Source organism: Streptomyces sp. NPDC059142 (assembly GCF_042755665.1).
Classification (GTDB): Bacteria; Actinomycetota; Actinomycetes; order Streptomycetales; family Streptomycetaceae; genus Streptomyces.
Window position 1 is genome coordinate 16791 of sequence record NZ_JBHZDA010000046.1, and the last position, 15842, is coordinate 32632.

The window sequence follows — 15842 nt, forward strand, 5'->3', positions numbered from 1 at the left end:
CCCGGCGGGGGGGGGGCCCCGCCCACACCGCGATATTAGAACTACCTTACCAGTTGCCCGATATGGCATCCCTGAACATCGAAGTTACCGCTTTACCCTTGGCGGACCTTGCGGCAGTGCCCTCTGCTGAAGTGGTCCAACCCCAAGTCCAAGTCGTTGGTATGCCGGCCTCGGCTAGCCTACTGCGGCACTTATTCGTCCCAGTACACGGCTGGAATTCCGAATAGGCTTCAGTGATTGAATCCCCGTACTCTCGAAGCAATTTACGTTCCGCATGGTTGCCTAGACCCTTCGAGGAGACTGCGACCGCAATCTGCGAAACCCCATCTGCGTCGGTGTACCTCACTGCCGCAAAATTATTGGACTTGTTTCCCGTCTTGAGGCGTTCCTCTATGACGGCCTGGCTGAGTTCATTGCCACCGTATTCCACCTGGCCGCCACAATTGTGGACCAGGACCGGCGTTGCTCCCGCCAGCACATAGTACGTATGCAGGTCGCCGACAGTGAGGTTGTAGACCGTTTCGTCCGGGACCGTGCGGTGCTCGACCGTTGTGATCTGGACGAGCGTGCCGGCGCCCGTGCGGAGCCATTGGCCTGGGCGCAGGTCGGTGGCGTCGATCCATTCGGCGAGTTCGGGGACCCAGAAGGGGTGGCCGTCGGTTGCCGTGACCTGGGCTGTCTTTGTGCCCTTTTCGCCGTCGGTGTCGATGCCGACCTCGACCAGGTGCTTCAAGCCCTGGCCCTTGATCTCCGCCGTGACCGTCTCGACGCGGGTCTCTCCCGTCTTCGGGTCGGTCGCGACGACCTTGTCGCCCGTTCTCACCTGCTCGATCGGCTTCGTGGTGCCGTCGGCCATCAGGACCTTCGTGCCTGCCACAAAGCTGTTGCCGACCGAGCAGGAGCCGCCGCCGCTCGCCTTGCCCGAGCCGCCGCTTCCACTGGAGCCGCCGCCGCTGGTGCGGGCCGTGCCGCCCGAAGTGCCGCCCGGCTTGGAGCCGCCGGCCTTGGAGGCGCCTCCGCCGCCGCTCGGCGGCTTGTGGGTGGAGACCTTCGGGGCGGCCTTGGCCTGGGCCTGTTTCTGGATCGCGTTGCCGGTCTTCTTGGCCTGGGCCGCGGCTCTGTCGGCGATTCTCTTCGCCTGTTCTGCCGCCTTTTTCTTGGCTCTCTGGGCGGCTTCCCTCTTCGCCTTCTCGATCGCAGCCTTCTTGGCCCGCAGCGCCGCCGCTTCCGCCGCCTTCGCCGCCTTCAGGACCAGTTCCGCAGCCTTCTTGGCCGCGCGGAAGGCCATGACGGCGTTGATGGTGCGGTCGACCGCCTTCAGCACCGAGGGGATCTTGCCCAGCTTGCTCCAGGGGATCGCCCCGATGATCAGGCTGCCGCACGACCACATGTCGCCGCCGAAGCAGGACATCGCGTCGTTGATGCCGATGAAGTCCTTCAGGGTGTCCCACGCGACCGAGAGGATCACCGAGGTGAGGGACTTGCCCATCATGGCCTGGGCCTGGGAGACCTGGGCCGCTGAGAGACCCGCGCCGGCCAGGGCCGCCGCGCGCTCCGATGCCGTCAGGGAGATGGCCAGGCCCGTCGGGTCGGACATCGTGACGGGGTTGTTGTGGGCGTACGCGTAGCCGTTGGACTGGAGGAGGTCGTTCAGGTCCAGGACCGGGTCCGCCGACAGGAAGCGGCCCACCAGCGGGTCGTAGAGCCGCGCGCCCAGCGGCTGGAAGCCGGAGGAGTCGTCGCGCGTCGCGCCCAGGAAGCCCGTGTGGGTCTGAAGGTTGGCGCCGACCGTGCTGGTGCCACGGTGGTTGCCGAACGGGTCCTGCTTGCGGATACGGACCGTGTTCGTGCTGTTCAGCGCGACCTCGGCATACGTGCTGCCCTGGTGATCAGACGCCAGCGCGACCAACTGCTCGGCGCCCTGGCCGTTCGCGTACCGCATGACCGCGCCACCCGGCGCCACGTAGGTGCGCTGCGTGTGGATCAGCGTGCCGCCCGCGGCGACCGTCACCTCGGTGTCGCCGAGCGAGAGTGTGGCCTGCTTGCCCTTGATCGAGAGCAGCCTGCCGCCGTCGGGGCCGTAGACGTACCGGGTGTCGTTCTGCGCGGCCCAGCGCTGTTCGGCCTTGCCCGTCGCACAGGTGGCCAGCACGAGGGGGGTCGCGTTTGCCGTGTTCCCGTCCTTGACGGTCACGCACAGGCGCGACTCCAGGTGTATGAGCTGGCCGGTGACCGTCCGCTCCAGCTCCTGGCCCGCCTTGCCGTCGCACTTCTGGATCCCGAGCGTCGAGCCCGCCGTGTTGGCGGCCGGCTGCGCGCACCAGTCGTCGTAGACGGTCAGTGCGCCCCGGTCGGCCTTGTCCTGCCCCGGCGTCGGGGTGAAACGCCAGCTCTGGGCCGGGGACGTGTTGCAGTCGTGCAGTTGGAGCGGCTGGGCGACGGCCGCCAGACCGCTCTTCAGGTCGAGACACCTGTCCGCCAGACCGACGTACGGTGTCCGCCCGCCCGTGCCCTGGCCGGTGATGCGCTCGACCTGGCCGTCATAGGTCCAGGACAGTTCCTGCTTGTCGCCGTTCTGGGACGAGGTGATGGACTTGGTCTCGCCGGTGAGTTCGTACAGGCGCTCCGCCTCGGCCTTGACCTGGGCGCCCTGCGGGGTGGTGTAGACCTTCGAGACCTTCGTCAGCGTGTGCGGCTGGGTGCCGTCGGCCTTGCCGTACGCGTAAGAGGTGACCGCGTCCTTCGCCGTCGCGCCCGTCAGGTCCTTCTCGGTCAGCTTCTTTCGGTTGCCGGCCAGGTCGTACTCGTACTCCTGCCAGTAGCCGGAGTCGTCCTCGCCCGCCGCGACGTTCAGCGAACCATCGCTGTTCTTCGGGGCCGTGCAGGCGGTCTGCTCCTTTGAGGTCCAGGCCGTCTTGAGCTGGCCGAGCGGGTCGTAGGTGAAGCACTGCCGTTCGGCGATGCCGGTGGAGTGCTCCTGGATCGAGGTGACGTTGCCGGACGGGTCGTAGGTGTAGGCCCGCTTGGACACGAGCTTGCCGGCGACGACCTTCGGGTCACCGGTCTGTTCGCGGTAGACGGCCTGGTCGGTCAGTTCACCGCTGGACTCGTCGTACGTCGCCTGTGTCCATACCCGGTTCGGCTGTGCGCCCAGCGTCGAACGCTGGACCTGGCCGTAGGAGTCGTAGACGGTCTCGGCGCCGTACCAGTCCTTGCCGGAGAGGGAGAGCGGCTTGCCGTCCTCGTTGTAGCGGACGACGAGCTTCTCCGCGTCGAACCGGCCGGCCTTCGGAAGCGTCGCCTCCTGGAGCATGCCGGTGTCGGTGTACGCGTAGCCGTAGGTGTACGACGTCTCCAGGCCCCACGCGCTCTTCAGGGAGTCGGGGAGAGTGAGGGTGGTCGAGGTCGGCTGGTAGTCCTTGGTGTAGCCGTCGACCTTCTGGGTGTACGCCTCCCCGTCGGTGTAGCGGGTCGCGCTGTACGGCATGCCCCTGCCACCCGGCGCCTTGTCGTAGTCGAAGGCGGCCAGCAGCTTGCCGGTGGAGCCGTCGAGGCGCTGCTGGGTCGGCCGTGACAGGAGGTCGTAGCCGTTCCAGATCGTGACGTTCCGGGCGTTCTTGGTGGTCAGGACGCGGTCACGGGCGTCGTACGTGGTCCTCGTGGTGCCCGTGTCCGGGTCGGTCGCCGTGACTTGGCGGCCCCGGTTGTCATACGTCCAGCTCCACGGGTGCGTGGCATCGGCCGAACTGGTCGCCTTCTCCATACGGCCGTGCTTGTCGTACGCGTATCGCGTCGCGGTGAAACCGCCCGGCGCCTCCGGGTTGAAGGTGTCGACGCGAGAGGTACGGCCGAGGGCGTCGGTGTAGACGCGGTAGTCGGAGGTACCGGCCGGGTTGATCACCTTCGACCAGTCCTGGCCGTACTCGTAGCGGGTGGCCCGCTCGGGGACCGGCTGTGACGTGGCTTCCTTGGTCAGCGGGTCCAGGACCTTCAGGACCGGGGTCTCCGCCAGGACCCGGCCGAGACCGTCGTACGTGTAGCGAGTGATGTTGGGGACGGCGGTGTCGGCGAGCGGGGTGAAGAGTTCACCGGGCTTCGCGTCCCGGGTGAGGTAGGCGTTGTTGGTCTGCCAGACCTCGCCCGACGTGTTGTAGAGGGTGTCGGTGATCAGATGGCCGCCGCCGTCGGCCTCCTCCTGCGTCTGCCGCTCTCGGCCGAGACCGTCGTAGAGGGTGACCGAGGTCTCGATCCGGTCCTCGTGGCCGCGCGCCCGGGTGGTGACGTACGGCGGCTTGCGGTCGGGGTTGTTCTCGTCATAGCGCGGGATGGTGTAGGTCGCGCGGAAGTCCGGGACGGACGAGGAGGACGGGGTGCGGCCCGCTCCCCATGCCTCGGTCATCCGGCCCAGCGGGTCGTATGTCGCCTCGCTGACGTTGCCGTTGGCGTCCGTGGTCCTGAGGGCCGTCGAGCGGCCGGGCTCCAGTTCCTGCTTCTGGGAGTGGCCCGCGGCGTTGGTCTCGGTGACCGTGAAGACCTGGCCGGTCGGCGGGTCGTAGGTGATGCTGCCCGCGTTGCCGTCCGGGGCGTACTGCTTGACGACGCGGCCGATGTCGTCGAACTCCGAGCGGCCGTCGCTCTGGAAGCCGGTGCCCCCGCTGTTCAGGGACCACGTCTGGGTGGCCTCACCGAGCGTGCCGGCGGCGAGCGCGGTGCCGTAGCCCTGGCCGTCGTACGCGGTGCGTGTACCGCCGCTGAGAGTGGGCAGGTCCGTGAAGTCGGCGGCGGCGCAGGTGGTCGGGGAGACCAGGACCTGCTTGGTGAGCCCGATGAGGTGCTTGGCGCTCTGGTGGACGTACTCCAGCCTGGTGCAGGACTCGTCGCCGCTCTTTCCGGTGTCGCCGAGCGATTCGACCTGGGTGGGCAGGCCGTACGTCGGCTCGTAGGACGTCGTGGCCTTGACGGTCCGCAGGGTGCGGGCGTCGTCTCCCGTACCGGAGGAACGGGTGTACGCGACCTCCTCGGGCTCGGTGACCCGCCAGGCGCGCAGCGGGCTCAGCCCGTCGTCACGGTCCCGTTTGGCCAGTTCGGTGGCTTCCGGGACGGTGACACTGCGCGACAGCCAGTTGGTGTCCACGTCGGAGGCGCTGGTGTACGTCAGCTCCTCGGCGATACGGCCGGCGAAGGGCTCCCGGTCCTTGGCTATCTCGGCGCCGGTGATGTCCTTGACCGGGACCGTGTCGCCCATGCCGCGGAAGTAGCGGGTGACGGACTTGGACCTCTTGCTGCCGATGGACGTCTCGTCCGCGCCGGTGATGACCGTGGTCTGCTCGAAGCCGGCGAACTGCGCGTAGGTGCGGGTGGACTTCTTGGTGAACTCGGCCTCGGCGAGCTTCCAGCCCGCGTTCTTGTAGCCGTACGCCGTCAGCGTCGCGAACGCGCCGTCGACGTTGGGCAATTCCTCGATGCTGTCCACCACGTACTTGTGGAACCAGTCGATGTCCTCGGCCTCGGGGTCGGGGTGCCAGAACGACGGGTAGCACAGCCGGGTGTTGGCCTTCAGCTCCGCGGTGTCCTTCTTGCCGGGCAGACCGGCGCCCGAGGCGCACGCCCCTTCGGGCCGCTTGTACGTGACGACGGTCTCGCCGCCGTACTCGTTGATGACGCGCGCTATTCGCAGCCGGGAGAAGCCGGGACGCGCGTCGTTCTTCACGCGGTTCGGCATGTCCTCGGCGTTGGACTCGAAGCGCACCGGGTTCAGGGTGACGCTGTCGTCGGTCGACCCCTTCCGGCCGTAGCCGGTGCGTTGGATCGACTCCAGCCACAGGGCCGTGTTGGCGCCGGTCTTCAGGACCGGGAAGCTCTGCTTGAGGGTGTACTTGTCCACCACCTGGCGGGCATCGGTGGTGGTGAGGCGCTGGGACGAGGTGGTGATCGTGGTCAGCCGCTTGCGGGTCCAGAACGACGGGCCGGCGTTCCAGCACTTCTTGCCCGCCTGGCAGCGCAGGTCGGCCGGGGTGTCGTACCAGATGCGGTACTTGCCCGGGTCCTTGTCGGCGAAATTGTCGTTCGAGCAGGTCAGCGAGCCTTCGGCGAGGCAGCGCTCGGCGACCGTGAAGCCGACGCGTTCCGTGGCCGGGGAGGCGAAGACATCGCCCTTGACGTTGCGTTGGCCGTAGTCGATGTGGTCGAGCCAGCCGCCGCGGTCGTAGCGGACCGGGGCCTTGAAGTTGAAGTTGCGCGCGTAGTGGTTCTCTTCCTTGTTCCACCACAGGGACATGGCGTTGCCGTGGACGTTCTCGACGTAGTCGAGATTCCAGCGCCATGCCTGGGTGCACCAGGAGCCCGCCCAGTCACCGGCCTTGTAGCAGTCCTCGTCCGGGTGGTTGCCGTACACCGGTACGGTCAGGACGGAGTCGGTGACCGGCCGGCCGCTCGACCATCCGGGCAGCTTGTGCTTGCCGAAGTGGTATCGGGTGCCGTCGCGGGTGGTGACGACCCAGTACTCGCCGTTGCGCGCTCCGTTCCCGGTGGTGTTGTCCTTGATCTGCTCGACCTTGGCGCCGTCGCCGTTGGCGGTGGTCCACCTGCCGTCGTCCCACACCAGCTCGGTGGTCGCGCCGCCGAGGGAGAGGGTGGCGTTGTTCGAGCCCCAGCACAGGTCCGCGGTGCGGTGGGTGGCGTTGTTCGAGCCGGACTTCTTGGAGTCCTCACGGCACGACGCGTACGTACGGGTGATCGAGCCGGGGTTGTAGTCCCAGCCGTCGCCGATCCAGGAGGCCTGGTTGTTGGCCGCGGAGGTGCGGCCGTCCACCGACTGGGAGGAGTAACTCAGGTTGACCTTCGGCGTCAGACCGCCCGCGGACTCCGGGACCTGCACCTGATAGCCGTAGGTGAACGCGCCGGAGGACGAACCCGCCGACCAGGAACCTGAAGAGAGCAGCGGGGTGGCGGTGTAGTCGCCGGCGGCCGAGGAGCCGGTGTCGAGGGCGCCGACCACCTGGGGGCCGGAGGCGTCGACGGCCGGGAGGACGGAGGTGGCGGTGGACGCCGTACGGACGGAAGCGCCGGAGGCGGACGTGCCCGAGTCGCCGGAGTCGTCCGCGTCAGCCGCGCGGCCCGCGTCACCGGACAGCAGTCCGGCGACCGGCACCGAGCCCGAGAGAATCTTGCGGGTCGGCGACTTCTTGGCGGCGGCGGTACGGGTCGGAGCCTCGGCGGCCGGGACCACTTCGACCGAGCTGCTCAGTCGCTCGGCCTTCTCCTCGGTCCTGCCGGACATGGTCGTGGCGCCCTCGGCGGCGCAGTCGCCGGTGTCGGGGGCGTCCAGGACGCAGTCGGGCAGCAGCATCAGGCCGAAGCGGTCGGCGGCCTGGGGCCCATAGAGGTCGGCGAAGGCCGTGGTGTCGACGGCGAGCGCGACCTGGGCGGCCGGATCGGCCGTGGCCGGCGGGGTGACCCGCATGATCATGCCGGAGACGCCCGCGTCCTGCGACGTGGCCGGCGGAGCCAGGTCGACCTTCCAGTCACCGGCGAGCGCGGTCGGATCGCCACCCTCGGGCACACCGACCGCGATCGGCAGTTCGTCGACCGGGACGGTGGTGCCGGGCGCGGTGTCCGCCTTCAGCGTCGCGATGCCACTGCCCTTGGTCCACGGGGTGACGGCGGTCGGTGTGTACGGGTCGACCGGGACCTCGGGCGCGGTGGTGAGGCTCTTGTCGGCCTCCTCGTCACCGTCGACCGCGGTGTTCTCCGGCAGTTCGGGCAGCTCGACCGACCGGCTCATGCCGGGGCCGGGCACCGCGAACGCGCTGCCGCCCAGGCACGTGACGGTCAGCGTCGTGGACAGCAGAAGGACGGTCACCATGCGGGCGTGCCGCCGGCGCCGTCGTTGTGATTCCGTCCTGACCAGGCGTCTTCGACCCAGCCAGGACAGTGGACCTTGAACACGCATACGCGACGACCCCACCCAGGCGATGCAAAAAACAACAGAGGCGGTCCGCACCTTCTGTCATGAGCGCCGCAGGTTTCAAGGGCATTGCGTGACGGCCGCGCAACACCCTGTGAGGTGCCTCACGTGAAAATCACCCTCAAATCATTGTTTGAACGACTTGATTGTCCGCAGTCGCACAGATCCCCTCTTTCTGTCATGTACCTCATGACCAAGATCATCCAAATCCGACACTCACGGTCGGTAATCAAGGGCTCACCAAGTCTCCGTCACGGATTCATAAACTTTTCATACATGGACGACCTGTGGAAATCGTGTGATCGTGTCCGCGCCCATGTCCTCATCCGCCTGGTTCACCCGGGAGTAGACCGCCGTGTCCGCGCCGCCCCGCTTTCTCAGCCCGTTCGTGCGCACACGCACCCGGCTGACGCTCACTCTCGGCCTGGTTCTGGCCGCACTGACCGCTGCCCTGCTGCCTTGGTGGCAGCCCGACGAACCGTCACCGCCCGAGGCCCGCAAAGCGACCGACGTCCGCAAGGCGGCCACCGCTCCTCGTGACGAGGCCGCCGCGGCGGCCGAGGCCCGGCGCACCGGAAAGGCGGTCGTCGTCGACACGGCGACCACCGCCACCGATATGACGTGGGTCCAGCCGGACGGACAACTGCGCACGCAGATGGCCGCGCTGCCCCGCAGGGCGAAGAACGCCGAGGGACGGTGGGCGCCGGTCGACAACCGCCTGCGCCGCACCGCCGGCGACTCCGACGGACTGGGGATCCGCCCGGTCAACCCGGCCGTACCGGTGCGGTTCGCCGACGGAACGGCCAAGGCGCGCGCGAACCGGTCGCACGCCAGAGCGCTCTTGACGGACGACCGGATACCGTCCGGGGAAACGGTGTTGGCGCAGACGGTCGTCCATGGCCACGTCATCTCGTACACCTGGCAGGGCGAGCTGCCCGAGCCGGTGCTCGACGGACCGCGTGCCCTCTACTCCGAGGCGATGCCGGGCGTCGACCTGCTGCTGGTCGCGCGGGAGGAAGGCGGGTTCGCGCAACTGCTCATCGTCAAGGACCGCGAGGCCGCCCGGAACCCGGCGCTGGCGAAGATGTCGTACGGACTGCGGTCGTCGACGGCCGTCTTCCGGTACGACACTACGGCGAGCCGGATCCTGGTGCTGGACCCGGACGGCAAGGAGATCGGGTCCGTGCCGACGCCGTTCGCCTGGGATTCCAGTGGGCGTGACCCTGAGGCGCCCGAAGAAACACCCGAGGAGACGGACGAGGGGACGGGCGGAGAAACGGAGACGGGCACGAACGAGCCGCGTACCTCGGTCGCCACTACGGAAGACGTACTGAAGCTGTCAGGACTGGCCGGAATGGAGCCGGGGTCCCGGCAGGCTCCGGCCCCGATGGAGCTGGCCGGAGACGGTACGGGGACGGCGCGGATCGACGTGAAGGTGGGCGAGACCGGCCTGCTCGGCGATCCCGAGGCCCAATTCCCGGTGTTCGTCGACCCGACGCTCAACGCGGGCTGGCTGGCCTGGACCGTGGCCTACAAGCCGCATCCGAACACCAGCTTCTGGAACGGCACCAACTTCAGTTCCGGCACGTCCGACGCACGAGTGGGCCATGAGGACGACACGGGCGGTACCGCGCGCTCCTACTGGCGGATGAGGTACAGCACCACGCTGAAGGGTGCGACGGTCACCTCGGCCAAGTTCAAGGTGCTCAACAACCACTCCTGGTCCTGCACCAAACGGGAGTTCCAGTTCGGGCTGACCGGTGCGATCTCCTCGGGTACGACATGGAACAAGAAGCCGGGCTGGGCGGGCACGGTTCTGAAGCAGTCGTTCGCGCACGGCTGGTCGTCCGGCGGCTGCCCCGATGCCTACGAGTCGTTCGACGTGAAGTCGGGCGCGCAGAAGGGCGCGGACAGCGGCTGGTCCACCATCACCTTCGGGATGCAGGCCAGCAGCGAGAGCGACACCCAGACCTGGCGGAAGTTCCGGGCTACCTCGGCGGAGCTGACCGTCGTCTACAACCGCAAGCCGGCCGTGCCCAGCAGTGTCACCTCCACCCCCGGCAGCACCTGCAAGACCACCACGGGCGGCGCGACGATCGGCAAGACCAACCTGGTCCTTTCGGCGAAGTCCACCGACCCCGACGGCAACCTCAAGGGGCTGCGCTTCCGGTTCTGGAAATCGGGCGCCAGCACCCCGGCCGGCACGCTCGTCACCAGTCTGTCCAGCGGTAAGGGCACACTGACCATCCCGTCGAGCACCCTGGTGGACAAGGGTGTGTACTACTGGGACGTACGCGCGGAGGACTCCGGCGGACTGGCCTCCGCGTACTACCCCACCAGCGGAAACCGGTGCACCGTCACGGTCGACGGCTCCGCCCCGCCCCCGCCGACCGTCGAGAGCGATGTCTTCCCCGAGGCCACCGACGACGGGTTGACCTGGGCGACCGTCAAGTTCCCCGGGACCGGACCGGTCACCTTCACCTCCCCGGACGCAGCGAAGTTCCAGTACGGCATCGACGGACAGGGCTGGACCGATGTGACGGCGACCAAGGGCACCGTCACGGTCCCCGCCCTGAAGCCCCCGCACTCGGGTCCCAACTCGCTCCAGGTGTACGCCTACGACGCGAACGGGAACAAGAGCGCCGTCACCAACCACACCTTCTACGTCCAGCCCAGCGACAAGGGCGACAGCCCCGGTGACACGGGCGGCGACGGCATCCCCGACATCCTCCAGATCAACGGCGACGGCGACCTCTACAACTGCGTCGGGCTCCCCGGCGGCTCGCTGAACGGCTGCCTGGGCGCCTCGTACACCTCGGACAAGCAACTGCACCCGGCCAAACACTGGTACAACCCCACCACCGGCAAGGCCGCGCTGATCACCCACTACGGGGACGCCTACCCCGGTGACGGCATCACCGACCTCTTCGCCGTCACACCGGACGGCACCTTCTGGCTCTACCCCGGCGACGGCTACGGCAGCTTCGACATCGGCAAACGCATCAGAATCCTGCTCCCCGCCAACACTCCGGACCCCGCCACCTGGACCCAGATCAAGGCGGTCGGCGACATCGACGGCGACGGCCTGCCCGATCTCGCGCTGCGGGCCGGCCCGGCCTTCTGGGTGCTGTCCGGCTACACCGGCGCCACCTTCCGGACGGCCACGCTGATGAACGTCGACGCGTGGGCCCGCCGTGACATCGTCAACGTCGCCGACATCAACGGCGACAGCGTGCCCGACCTGCTGTGGCGCAACCTGGACAACGGCAACATGTACGTCCGTCACGGCAAACCCGGCAAGGCCGGCGGCGCCGACCTCGAATCGCTCAAGCTGGCCGGGAACTCCCTCAACGGGGACGTCTCCTACGGAACGAGCTGGACCGAGGCGAACGTCTCCACGGCTCTCGGTATCCCCGACGTCAACAACGACGGTATCCCCGACATCTGGGCCCGTTCAGGCGTCGACGGGCAGATGCGGATCTACCACCCGTCGAAGACCAACACGAACGCGCCGGTCAAGGTGGCCCTGGCCAAGGACTGGAGATTGATGAAGGCCCTCGGCTGACACCGTCGCAGGCGCGGGGCCCGGCAGCAGGCCGCTGCCGGGCCCCGCCCGTGCCTGGTCCGTACTGTCCGGGGCGCAGGCCGCGGGTCGCCGAGCGGAGCCCGTGCCGGGCCGTGCGTCGCCCTGCGCGGGGGCGGGGATCACGCGTCCTGTTCGGTGCCGGTCATCAGGGCGAGCAGGCTGTGGGGGGCCTGGGCGTCGATCATGATCGTGTAGAAGCCGTCGTCGGCCGCCTCCGCGGCGGCGGCGCGGGCGAACATGCCCCGTTCGTGTGCGGCGAGCGCGGCCTCCGTGTCGTCGGGGTGCGCGGCGAGGGCGCGGCCGAGTTCGGCGGCGTCCCGCATGGCCAGGTTGGCGCCTTCGCCGTTCGGTGTCCGGAGGTGGGCGGCGTCGCCGAGCAGGGTCACTCCCGGTACGCGGTCCCAGCGGTGCCCGGCCGGCAGGGTGAAGACGGGGCGCAGGGCCGGTGGGGTGTCGCTGTCGGTGATCAGGGCGGTGAGTTCGGGGGCCCAGCCGTCGAACTCCTTCGCGACCTGGGCGGTGAGGGCCGCGGCGTCGGTGGCGTCCAGGCCGGTGAACCACGCCTGGCCCGTCTTCACCTGCGCGTACGTGTGCAGGGTTCCGTTGCCCTCCCGGTGGGCCAGCAGTCCCCTGCCGGGGGCGAGCGCGAAGAGTGATCCCGCCCCGACGGCCGCCGCGGAGGCGGGATGCCGGGTTTCCGCGTCGAAGAGGAACGTCTCCACGCCGCAGACGCCGAAGTACTCCGGAGCGGCCCCGGAGAGCAGCGGCCGTACGCGCGACCAGGCTCCGTCGGCGCCGATGAGCAGGTCTGTGGGAACGGTGGCGCCGTCGGCGAAATCCACCTCGTGGCGGCCCGCGCCGAGGGACCGTACCGCCGTGGCCTTGCGGCCCCAGCGGACGGTGCCCGCCGGCAGGGAGTCGAGCAGCATCCGGCGCAGAGCGCCGCGCGGCGCCTCCGGGCGTTCGCCGGTTCCGTCGTCGGCCAGGTCGAGCAGCAGGTTCCCCGCCCGGTCCATGACCCGGTACGCCTCGCGGCCCGGCAGGATCAGCTCGCGGAACTCCTCGATCAGACCGGCCGCCTCCAGAGCGGCCTGGCCGCTGTGGGGGTGGAGGTCGAGCAGTCCGCCCTGGCGGCGGGCGTCCGGCGCGGGCTCCGCCTCGTGGACCGTGGCCGGTATGCCGTGCACATGCAGCACGCGGGCCAGCGTCAGGCCGCCCAGGCCCGCGCCGATGATCGTGACGGGTGTCGTCATGGATTCCTCCCCAGCCTCCTGTGGAGTGGCGCCCCGGGCCACATTGGAGCGCCACTCCAATCACGCTAGCACGACGTTGGATCGACGCTCCATCCGTGCGATGCTGGGGCTATGGTGAAGAGAACGGTGAAGGGTTCCGCGCGCGCCCCGCGGCGGACGGACAGCCTGTCGCGGGAGCTGATCATCCGGACCGCGATCGAGATCCTGGACGCCGGTGGCGAGAAGGCGCTGACGCTGCGCGCGCTCACCGTGCGCCTGAGCACCGGCTACGGGGCGATCTACCACCACGTCGAGGACCGGGGTGATCTGCTCGCGGCGGCCACCGACGAGGTCATCACCGGTGTGCTCTCCGGTGCGGTCACCGATACGGACCCGCGCACCGCTCTGCGCCGACTCGCCCTCGGCCTGTTCGACGCGATCGATGCCCACCCCTGGGTAGGGGCGGGGCTCTCCCGTCAACCGTGGCGGCCGGCGCTGCTGGACTTCTATGAGAGCACCGGCCGCCTGCTGGGCGCCCTCGACGTTCCGGAGAAGGCGCGCTTCGACGCGGCCGGCACGCTCGTGAACTATGTCCTCGGTGTCGCCGCGCAGAACGCCGCGAACGCACGGCTCGGCGCGGACATGGACACGGACCGGGAGACCTTCCTGGCGAGCGCCGCCGCGCAGTGGGCGGGGGTCGATCCCGGCCGCTACCCGTTCGTGCACGCGGCGGCGGCCCATCTGGGCGAGCACGACGACCGCGCGCAGTTCCTCGTCGGGGTCGACATCTTCCTCGCCGGTATCTCCGCCCTGCGTTAGAAGCCGACGACGAGCGCCGGGAGGAGGGGCGGGCCGTACGGAGCTATCCCTGGGCGGTGGGGCGGACGACGATGTCGCCCACGTCGACACCGTCCGGCTGCTCGATGGCGAAGGCGATGGCGCGGGCCACCGCGTCCGGCGGGAGAGCGATCTCCATCATCTTGTCGATCTGGGCCTTCGCGGCCGGATCCATGCGCTCCGCGAAGTCCGTGCGGACGGCTCCGGGGGAGACGACGGTCACGCGCAGGCTGTCGCCGGCCTCCTGGCGCAGGCCCTCGGAGATGGTGCGTACGGCGTTCTTCGTGCCCGCGTACACCGACTGGAGCGGCACGATGCGCAGCCCGGCGGTGGACACGGTGTTGACGAAGTGCCCGGAACCCTGTTCCCGGAAGACGGGAAGGGCCGCGGCGATCCCGTACAGGACGCCTTTGAGGTTGACGTCGATCATCTCCTCCCAGTCCTCGACGCGCAGCTCGTCCAGACGGGAGATCAAGCCGACCCCGGCATTGCTGACGAGGACGTCGAGCTTGCCGTACCGATCGCGTGCCAGGTCGACGAGGCCGGAGAGGTCCTCGCGCCGTGTCACGTCCGTGCGGACCCAGGCGGCGTCACCGCCGGCCTTTTCGATGCGGGCGGCCAGGGCCTCAAGGCGCTCCGGGCGGCGTGCTCCGAGGACGACCTTCGCGCCACGCTCGGCCAGCAGTAGCGCGGTCGCCTCGCCGATGCCGCTGCCGGCGCCCGTGATCGCCACGACTTTTCCTTCGATTCCCGACATGATCGACAGTCCTTCCAGGAGGAAAGGGGAGGGGTGGGGGCAGGGTGGGGCCATGCCCTACAGTGAAAGTGGAGGCGCCGCCACTTCATCGACAGTAAGTGGCCGCGCCTCCACTTAGCAAGTGGAGACAGGGGAGAGCCGCCGATGGGTCGAGACATAGGACGCCCGCTGAGGGCTGACGCGCAACGGAACCGGGACAAGATCCTGGCCGCCGCGGTGCGCGTGTTCACCGAGGAGGGACTGGACGCGCACTTCGAGCGCATCGCCAGGGAAGCGGGCGTGGGGACCGGCACCCTCTACCGCAACTTCCCCACTCGGGAGGCCCTGATCGAGGCTGCGTACCGCAATGAAGTGGCCCGGCTGTGCGACGCCGTCCCCGACCTCCTCGCGGCGATGCCGCCGTTCGAGGCTCTGCGTGCGTGGACTCGCCGCTTCATCGACTACGCCACCGCCAAACTCGGCATGGCCGAAGCGCTGCGAGCCGTCGTCGATGCGGGAACCAACCCCTACGCCGACAGTCACCGGCTGATCCAGGCCGCACTCTCCTCCCTCATGGACGCCAATACCGCTGCCGGAACGATCCGGTCCGACATCAGTCCGACCGACATGTTCGCCGCCCTCGCCGGTATCGCCCTCACCTCGGCCGGACCCGGCCGGCGCGAGCAGGCCGAACGCCTTCTCGACCTCACCCTGGACGGTCTCAAGTCGGTGCCGTCGCGGTAGACGGAGCGGCTCGCGCCACAGTGATCCCGCCGTCCGGACGGCGCTGTACGTTCCAGCCCGCACCACCGGTGTCGACATGAGGGCGGCTGTACCGGCCACGGTCACGGTGTCCCGTCGCTCGTCGACGCGACGGGGCGCAGGGCCGTACGGGGCGGTGGGGCCGCACGTTTCGCCGGGGCGGGGCGGTCGCCCGTGCGGTGGAGGCGCAACCAGCGTGCCGGGCCGGTGATTTCCACTCGCGGCGGGAACCTGGAACCGCCGATTGCGCGGCGGTGCTGATCGCGGGGGCTGCCCCGCGGTCCGTGCCCCGGAATGAGGGCGAGAAACACCCGGAAAAATGTGTGTGGAGGAAATCGGGCGGGGCATGCGGTGTTTCGGAGGTTGATAACTATGGTTCCCCTGCTTCTCGTTCTGCTTCTGGCCCTGGTTCTTTTCGGTGCGGGCTTCGCACTGAAGGCGCTGTGGATCGTCGCGGTCATCGTGCTGGTTCTCTGGGCACTCGGATTCGTCATGCGTTCCGCCGGAGCCGGCGGACAGCGTGGCCGGTGGTACCGCTGGTAGGTGCCGTGTGTCGCCGACGGTCCCGCTGAGGCGGACGGCCGGCCGACGCTCGTTGCGGGGGCCCGGCGCCGGGGGGGCCGGCCCCCCCCCCGCCGGGGGCCCCCCCCCGCGGCGGCCCACACCCAAGCCCACAGTGGGGAGTAAAACAAAAAACTCACCCCCCACACGAAAAACAGAGTA

General features: G+C 69.1%; 7 protein-coding genes. 4 read left to right on the top strand and 3 right to left on the bottom strand.

The window, feature by feature from the left end; genetic code table 11:
• Positions 1-46: 46 nt before the first annotated feature.
• Positions 47-7864: a nucleic acid/nucleotide deaminase domain-containing protein gene (locus ACFXPK_RS18290; protein ID WP_385076519.1), complete on the bottom strand. Its 7818-nt coding sequence runs from the start codon at positions 7862-7864 to the stop codon at positions 47-49.
• A gap of 490 nt (positions 7865-8354) precedes the next feature.
• Here ACFXPK_RS18290 and ACFXPK_RS18295 point away from each other — a divergent pair, with 490 nt between their 5' ends.
• A complete protein-coding gene (locus ACFXPK_RS18295) occupies positions 8355-11531 on the top strand; it encodes an FG-GAP-like repeat-containing protein (protein WP_385076521.1) in 3177 nt (1058 codons plus the stop codon).
• A gap of 140 nt (positions 11532-11671) precedes the next feature.
• On the opposite strand, the gene ACFXPK_RS18300 is transcribed toward ACFXPK_RS18295, so the two are convergent.
• The gene (locus ACFXPK_RS18300; protein WP_385076523.1) at positions 11672-12805 is read right to left on the bottom strand and encodes an FAD-dependent oxidoreductase; all 1134 of its coding nucleotides are present in this window, start codon (positions 12803-12805) and stop codon (positions 11672-11674) included.
• 111 nt (positions 12806-12916) lie between these two features.
• Here ACFXPK_RS18300 and ACFXPK_RS18305 point away from each other — a divergent pair, with 111 nt between their 5' ends.
• Complete coding sequence (locus tag ACFXPK_RS18305; RefSeq protein WP_385076526.1) at positions 12917-13603, top strand: TetR/AcrR family transcriptional regulator; 687 nt, start codon at positions 12917-12919, stop codon at positions 13601-13603.
• A gap of 43 nt (positions 13604-13646) precedes the next feature.
• Here the strand turns inward: ACFXPK_RS18305 and ACFXPK_RS18310 are convergent, their stop codons facing one another.
• Positions 13647-14378 carry an SDR family oxidoreductase gene (locus tag ACFXPK_RS18310; protein WP_385076528.1) on the bottom strand — a complete coding sequence of 244 codons (732 nt, stop codon included), beginning with the start codon at positions 14376-14378 and terminating at the stop codon, positions 13647-13649.
• Positions 14379-14522: 144 nt separating this feature from the next.
• On the opposite strand from ACFXPK_RS18310, the gene ACFXPK_RS18315 reads away from it, so the two are divergent.
• Both ACFXPK_RS18315 and ACFXPK_RS18320 read left to right on the top strand, forming a co-directional pair.
• Entirely contained in the window at positions 14523-15101 is a 579-nt protein-coding gene (locus ACFXPK_RS18315) for a TetR/AcrR family transcriptional regulator (protein WP_385076530.1), read from the top strand.
• A 390-nt stretch (positions 15102-15491) separates the two neighbouring features.
• A complete protein-coding gene (locus ACFXPK_RS18320; RefSeq protein WP_385008118.1) occupies positions 15492-15662 on the top strand; it encodes a DUF5670 family protein in 171 nt (56 codons plus the stop codon).
• Positions 15663-15842: the final 180 nt, after the last annotated feature.

Bases quoted from the DNA above. Each gene is read 5' to 3' on its own strand.
- ACFXPK_RS18290 (WP_385076519.1), bottom strand. From the start codon at position 7,864: ATGGTGACCGTCCTTCTGCTGTCCACGACGCTGACCGTCACGTGCCTG.
- ACFXPK_RS18300 (WP_385076523.1), bottom strand. From the start codon at position 12,805: ATGACGACACCCGTCACGATCATCGGCGCGGGCCTGGGCGGCCTGACG.
- ACFXPK_RS18305 (WP_385076526.1), top strand. From the start codon at position 12,917: ATGGTGAAGAGAACGGTGAAGGGTTCCGCGCGCGCCCCGCGGCGGACG.
- ACFXPK_RS18310 (WP_385076528.1), bottom strand. From the start codon at position 14,378: ATGTCGGGAATCGAAGGAAAAGTCGTGGCGATCACGGGCGCCGGCAGC.
- ACFXPK_RS18315 (WP_385076530.1), top strand. From the start codon at position 14,523: ATGGGTCGAGACATAGGACGCCCGCTGAGGGCTGACGCGCAACGGAAC.
- ACFXPK_RS18320 (WP_385008118.1), top strand. From the start codon at position 15,492: ATGGTTCCCCTGCTTCTCGTTCTGCTTCTGGCCCTGGTTCTTTTCGGT.